Below are 5,307 nucleotides of genomic sequence, written 5' to 3'. Positions count from 1 at the left end.
GGGGGCGCCGCGCGCGGACGCGATCGGGACCGGTCCGGGTCGGACGGCCGCTCCGGGTCAGGAGGGTTCGGCGGTCAGCCTCCAGCCCCGGGCCCGCTCGCGCGCACGGGCGAACTCGGCGTGGCGCCCTCCCGCGGCGAGGAGTTCGGCCGGGGTTCCGGCCTCCGCGACGCGTCCGGCGTCGAGGAAGACCACCCGGTCCGCGGCGGCCACGGTGGCGGGCCGGTGGGCGATGACGAGCACCGTGCGCTCCCGCGCCAGGGAAACGGCGGTCGCGGTCAGCAGCGCCTCGTTCTCCGCGTCCAGGGCGGCCGAGGCCTCGTCCAGGACGACGACCGGCGCGTCCTTGAGCAGGGCGCGGGCGATGGAGACCCGCTGCTTCTGCCCGCCCGAGAGCGAGGCGCCGCCCTCGCCGACGCGGGTGTCCCAGCCGTCCGGCAACTCGGCCACCACCGCGTCGAGGCCGGAGGCGGCGGCCACCCGGTCCAGGTCCTCCCGCGTGGCCGCGGGGTCGGCCAGGAGCACGTTCTCGGCGATGCTCGCGTCGAACAGGTACACGTCCTGGAAGACCATCGCCACGTGCCGGGACAGCTCCTCGCTGCCGACCGAGCGCACGTCCACCCCGCCGAGGCGCACGCTGCCCGCGTCGACGTCGTGGAAGCGCGCCAGCAGCCGGGCCACCGTGGTCTTGCCCGAACCCGAGGGCCCGACCAGGGCGGTGAGCGTCCCGGGTTCGGCCCGGAAGGAGACCCCGTCCAGGACGCGGGGCCCGTCCGGGGCGTAGGAGAAGCACACGTCGTCGAACTCCACGTCCGCGCCCCGGGGCGGCACCGGCGTGTCCGGTTCGGGGAGGGGGCGCGCCTCCAGGACGGCGTTGATCCGGTCGAGCCCGTTCGTCGCCATCCTCAGGGCGGCCCCCTGGTCGGCCGCGCCGGACAGGGGGTGGACGAACCTGGCCACGAGCACGAGCAGCGCGACCGCCAGGGGAGCGTCGAGGGTGCCGCCGAGCGCGAGGAACACGGTGGCGACCAGGAGCAGGCCGAAGGCCAGGCGCACCGCGAAGGAGTAGCCGAGCAGGGCGGGGACCGCGCGCAGCAGCAGGCGGCGGGCGGCGCCGTGCTCGGCCTCCAGCGCCGCGTCGAGGCGCTGGCCGCCCTTGTCCGTCCTGCCGAAGGCGCGCAGCACGGGCTGGGCGCGGGCGTACTCCAGGACCCGGTCGGCGGCCTCGTCGGTGACGGCGTCGCGTGCGGCGTCGTTGCGCCCGACCGCCTCCCCGGACAGGGTGAAGACCATCCACAGCAGCGGGAGGCAGGCGGCGGCCGCGAGCGCGATCCGCCAGTCCCACACGAACAGGGCCAGGACCGAGACGAGGGGGGTGACCACCGCGTCGGCCAGGGGCGGGTACAGGTGCACGGGCAGGCTGGTGGCCCGGGAGACGCCGTCGGTGGCGAGGCGGTTGAGCTCCCCGACCCGGCCTCCGGTGAACCATCCCAGGGGCAGGCGGACGACGTGGTCGCCGAGCCGGTGGTGCAGGGCCCGCGAGAGCGCGCCGCCGACGCGGAAGTTGAGGTACAGGCTGCCCGCGCGCAGGACAGCGTAGACGGCGGTGGCGGCGAGCAGGACGGCCGCCCAGGGCCAGGCCCGGTCCGGGTCGGGGCCCAGGAGGTGGGACAGCACGGGCACCAGGAGGGCGAACAGCACGCCCTGGAGGGCCGAGACGACGGTGGTGAGCGCGAGGCTCGCGCGCATGGGCCCGGCCTGCTCGGGTCCCAGGGCCTTGAGGAAGGCGCGGATCACTGGTCTTCTCCCGGTTCGTCTCGTGCGGCCCCGTCATGGGCGTCCCCGTCACCGGCCTCCGGGTGCTGGGCGCGCCACAGGTCGGCGTACCGGCCGCCGCGCGCCAGCAGCTCGCCGTGGGTGCCGCGCTCCACCACGCGCCCCTCGTCCATGACCGCGATGAGGTCGGCCCCGGCCACGGTGCTCAGCCGGTGCGCGATCACCAGGACCGTGCGGCCCCGGGCCAGTTCGCCGAGGGCGTCCTGGATGGCCGCCTCCGACACCGGGTCCACGGCGGCGGTGGCCTCGTCCAGCACCAGCACGGGGGTGTCGGCGAGCAGGGCGCGGGCGATGGAGACCCGCTGGGCCTCACCGCCGGACAGGTCGGCGTCCTCACCCACCACGGAGTCGTAGCCGCGCGGCAGCGCCTCGATCCGTTCGGCGACGCGGGCGGCGCGGGCGGCCTCCTCCACCTCCTCACGGGTCGCCCCGGGGCGGCCCATGGCGATGTTGTCGGCCACGGTCTCCCGCAGCAGCCGCACGTCCTGGAACACGAAGCCGACCGTGCGGTACAGCTCCTCGGCGGGGATGTCGCGCACGTCCGCCCCGCCCACGGTGACCGCGCCCGCCGTGACGTCGGCGAAGCGCGCGGGCAGGGTGGCCAGGGTGGTCTTGCCCGCGCCGGACGGGCCGACCAGGGCGGTCACGGTGCCCGGTTCCAGGACCAGGTCCACGCCGCGCAGGACCTCCTCGCCCGCTCCGCTCCCCTCGGCGCCGTCCTGGGCCGGGTAGGCGAAGCGCACCCCGTCGAAGACCACGCGGGCGCCCCGCGGTCCCCCGCCGGAGCCCTCGGGCAGGGGCGGGGTGGCGAGCAGGTCGCGGACCCGTCCGGCGGCGGCCCGCGCCGTCTGGATCTGCTGCACCCGCGAGCCGATCACGTTCATCGGCGCGCACAGCGCAGGGGCCAGCAGGGCGAAGGCCACCACCGAGACGGGTTCGCTCCAGCCCAGGGCGGCGAAGCCCGCCCCCGCCGCCACCACGGTGACGGTGACCGTGGGCGCCGACAGCACCAGGAAGGAGGCGACCGTGGCCGGGGTGGTGGCGCGCGACCAGGAGACGAAGAAGTCCGCGAAGGCGTCGGCGGCCCGGGTGAAGCGCTCGTGGGCCCTGCGGTGGCCGCCGAAGTGCTTGACCACCTGGATGCCGTCCACGAACTCCACGGCCGCGGTGTTGACCGCGCCCATCGCCTCGGCGTACTCGGCCATCTTCTTCATGGACCCGGCCATGGCCCGCGCGAACAGCAGGACTCCCGCGGCCACCGGCAGCACCGCGACCAGGGTCAGGCGCCAGTCCACGGAGGCGAGGTAGGCCAGGGCGACCACGGGGACCGCCACGACGGCGGCCAGGTCGGGGAGGGTGTGGGCGACCAGGGAGTGGACGTCCTCGATGTCGTCGTGCAGGGCCTTCTTGACCCGGCCCGAGCCGCGGCCGGAGAACCAGCCCAGCGGAACCCGCCCCAGGTGGCGGGCCAGGGCGCGCCGCACGGACAGCTGCATGTCGTTGTCGGCCAGGTGCCCGACCAGGGTGGAGGCGGTGCCCGCGGCCAGGGCGGCGACCGCTCCGGCCAGCGCGACCGCGACCAGCGTCCACACCAGGGCGGTGTCGGTCGGCCCGTCGGCCAGCAGCGCGGCGGCGGCCTCGGCCAGGCAGATCAGGGGGACGAGGCCGAGCGCGCTGGCCAGGCCCTGGAGGACCACGGCAGCGCGGACGCGCCCCCGGATCGGCTCCAGGAGGACGCCGAGCGGGGAGGGCGCGCGCCCGGTCCCCGGCTCCGGCGCGGCCTGTGTGCGCGGGGAGGTGTCCTGTGCGGTGCTCACCTGACCAGCACCCCGATCTCCGGGGTGGCCTCGCGGCCGGTCCGGGGCAGGCGCCGCACGGACATGCCGGACTCCTCGGCGAGGCGCTCGACGCCGAAGGTCTCCCAGTCGTACTCGTCGTCGACGGTGCGCACCAGGTCGCCGCCGCGGAAGACCCGCCACTGGGTGCGCCAGCGCATGGTCCCGGGCCCGGCGGGCTCGCCGGACATCCACCACTCGTAGGTCTGGTCGCCCACGGTCTCCCGGCACATGCGCACGGACGGGATGGAACGGGGGGTGTCCACCCCCATCAGCTCCACGACCACGGGGCCGCCCCGAGGGAGCCGTTCGGCCAGGCGCCGCCACAGGACCAGGCGTTCGGCGCGGGGGATGTGCCCGGCCACGCCGAAGACGACCGCGGCCGAGATCGAGTCCGGCAGCGGCAGGTCCTGGGCGGGTTCGGGCAGCACGGTGACGCGTCGGCGCAGGTCGGGGTCGGCGAAGACGCGGCTGGTGAGGATCGCGCGCATGTTCGGCGAGGGCTCGGCCGAGTGGATCCTGGCCGAGGGCAGGATCTCGGCGATGGCGGCGGTCACCAGTCCGGTGCCCGCGCCGATGTCGACGACGGGTCCGTGGGCGGTGTCCAGGCCGGTCAGCGCCGCGCGCAGGGCGGGCGTGCTGGTGACCATGTGCCGGTGGCCGACGAGGTCGAAGAACTCGGCGCCCGGTGAGTAGTAGTCGATGGCGGGAATGGTGTCCTCCAGGTTCTGCGGCGTGGTCAGGGGGTGCTGGGCCAGGGTCCGGGTGCTGCGGCCAGCGCCGGGTCCAGGCGGCGCAGGACCTCGGACACGACGGCCTCCCGCTCCGGTCCGAGGTAGAAGTGGTCGCCCGCGAACACGCGCACGTCCACGCGTCCGCTGGTGGTGTCCGACCAGCGCCTGGCCAGGTCCGCGTCCACCTCGGGGTCGTCGTCGCCCAGGAACACGCTGACCGGGCAGCTCAGCGGCGGTCCGGGGAAGGGCGTGTAGCGCTCCACGAGCCGGTAGTCGTTGCGGACGTAGCCCAGGACCGCCTCGCGCAGGCCGGGCTCCTCCAGGACCTCGCGCCGGGTCCCGCCCAGGCGGACCAGCTCGGAGACGATCGCCTCGTCGTCGGCGAGGTGGACGCGGCCGGGCGGGGCGTCGGCCGGGGCCCGGCGCCCGGAGGCGAAGAGGCGGTCCGGCTCGGGCAGGCCCGCCGCGCGCAGGGTCCGGGCCAGTTCGTAGGCCACGGCGGAGCCCATGCTGTGGCCGAACAGGGCGTAGGGCCGGTCGAGCAGGGGGGTGAGCTCCTCGGCGACGGCCGTGACGACGGTGGCCATGTCGTCCACGAGGGGTTCGCCGAAGCGGTCCTCGCGGCCGGGGTACTGCACGCACACCAGGTCGACGCCGGAGGGCAGGAGCGCGGCCCAGGCGCGGTAGGCGTTGGCGCCGCCGCCCGCGTGGGGCAGGCACACCAGGCGCGTCCGGGCCCCGGGGCGGGGCCGGAAGCGGCGCAGCCAGGAGCGCGCGGGAGCGGGGGTCATGGGGTTGTCGGCCTTTCTGACGGGGTCGCGTTGCCGGAGGTCCACGGAGTCGGAGGACCCCCGGAGGTCTCGGGTGGGGACTCGTGCCACGGGGCGGGGTCCCCGGGGATG

At 76.1% G+C, this 5,307-nt stretch carries 4 protein-coding genes; all 4 read right to left on the bottom strand.

Annotated features, from left to right (window positions below; genetic code table 11):
- Nucleotides 1–57: 57 nt before the first annotated feature.
- On the bottom strand, nucleotides 58–1,797 hold the full coding sequence (locus tag DQW06_RS15380) for an ABC transporter ATP-binding protein (protein ID WP_117198765.1): 1,740 nt from the start codon (nucleotides 1,795–1,797) through the stop codon (nucleotides 58–60).
- On the bottom strand, nucleotides 1,794–3,653 hold the full coding sequence (locus DQW06_RS15375) for an ABC transporter ATP-binding protein (protein WP_117198763.1): 1,860 nt from the start codon (nucleotides 3,651–3,653) through the stop codon (nucleotides 1,794–1,796). Before DQW06_RS15375 ends, DQW06_RS15380 begins: the two co-directional genes overlap by 4 nt.
- Nucleotides 3,650–4,321 carry a trans-aconitate 2-methyltransferase gene (locus DQW06_RS15370; protein WP_117198761.1) on the bottom strand — a complete coding sequence of 224 codons (672 nt, stop codon included), beginning with the start codon at nucleotides 4,319–4,321 and terminating at the stop codon, nucleotides 3,650–3,652. Before DQW06_RS15370 ends, DQW06_RS15375 begins: the two co-directional genes overlap by 4 nt.
- Nucleotides 4,322–4,410: 89 nt before the next feature.
- Complete coding sequence (locus tag DQW06_RS15365) at nucleotides 4,411–5,196, bottom strand: thioesterase II family protein (protein ID WP_117198759.1); 786 nt, start codon at nucleotides 5,194–5,196, stop codon at nucleotides 4,411–4,413.
- Between the last annotated feature and the right edge of the window lie 111 nt (nucleotides 5,197–5,307).

Origin of the sequence: Nocardiopsis sp. TNDT3, assembly GCF_003427465.1 — a bacterium.
GTDB classification, from domain to species: domain Bacteria; phylum Actinomycetota; class Actinomycetes; order Streptosporangiales; family Streptosporangiaceae; genus Nocardiopsis; species Nocardiopsis dassonvillei.
The sequence above is the reverse complement of the archived record's forward strand: the minus strand, read 5'-3'. Positions and strand labels throughout refer to the sequence as shown.

What these genes read in the sequence shown, in the direction of transcription:
- DQW06_RS15370 (WP_117198761.1), bottom strand. Translation starts at nt 4,321, where the DNA reads ATGGTCACCAGCACGCCCGCCCTGCGCGCGGCGCTGACCGGCCTGGAC.
- DQW06_RS15365 (WP_117198759.1), bottom strand. Translation starts at nt 5,196, where the DNA reads ATGACCCCCGCTCCCGCGCGCTCCTGGCTGCGCCGCTTCCGGCCCCGC.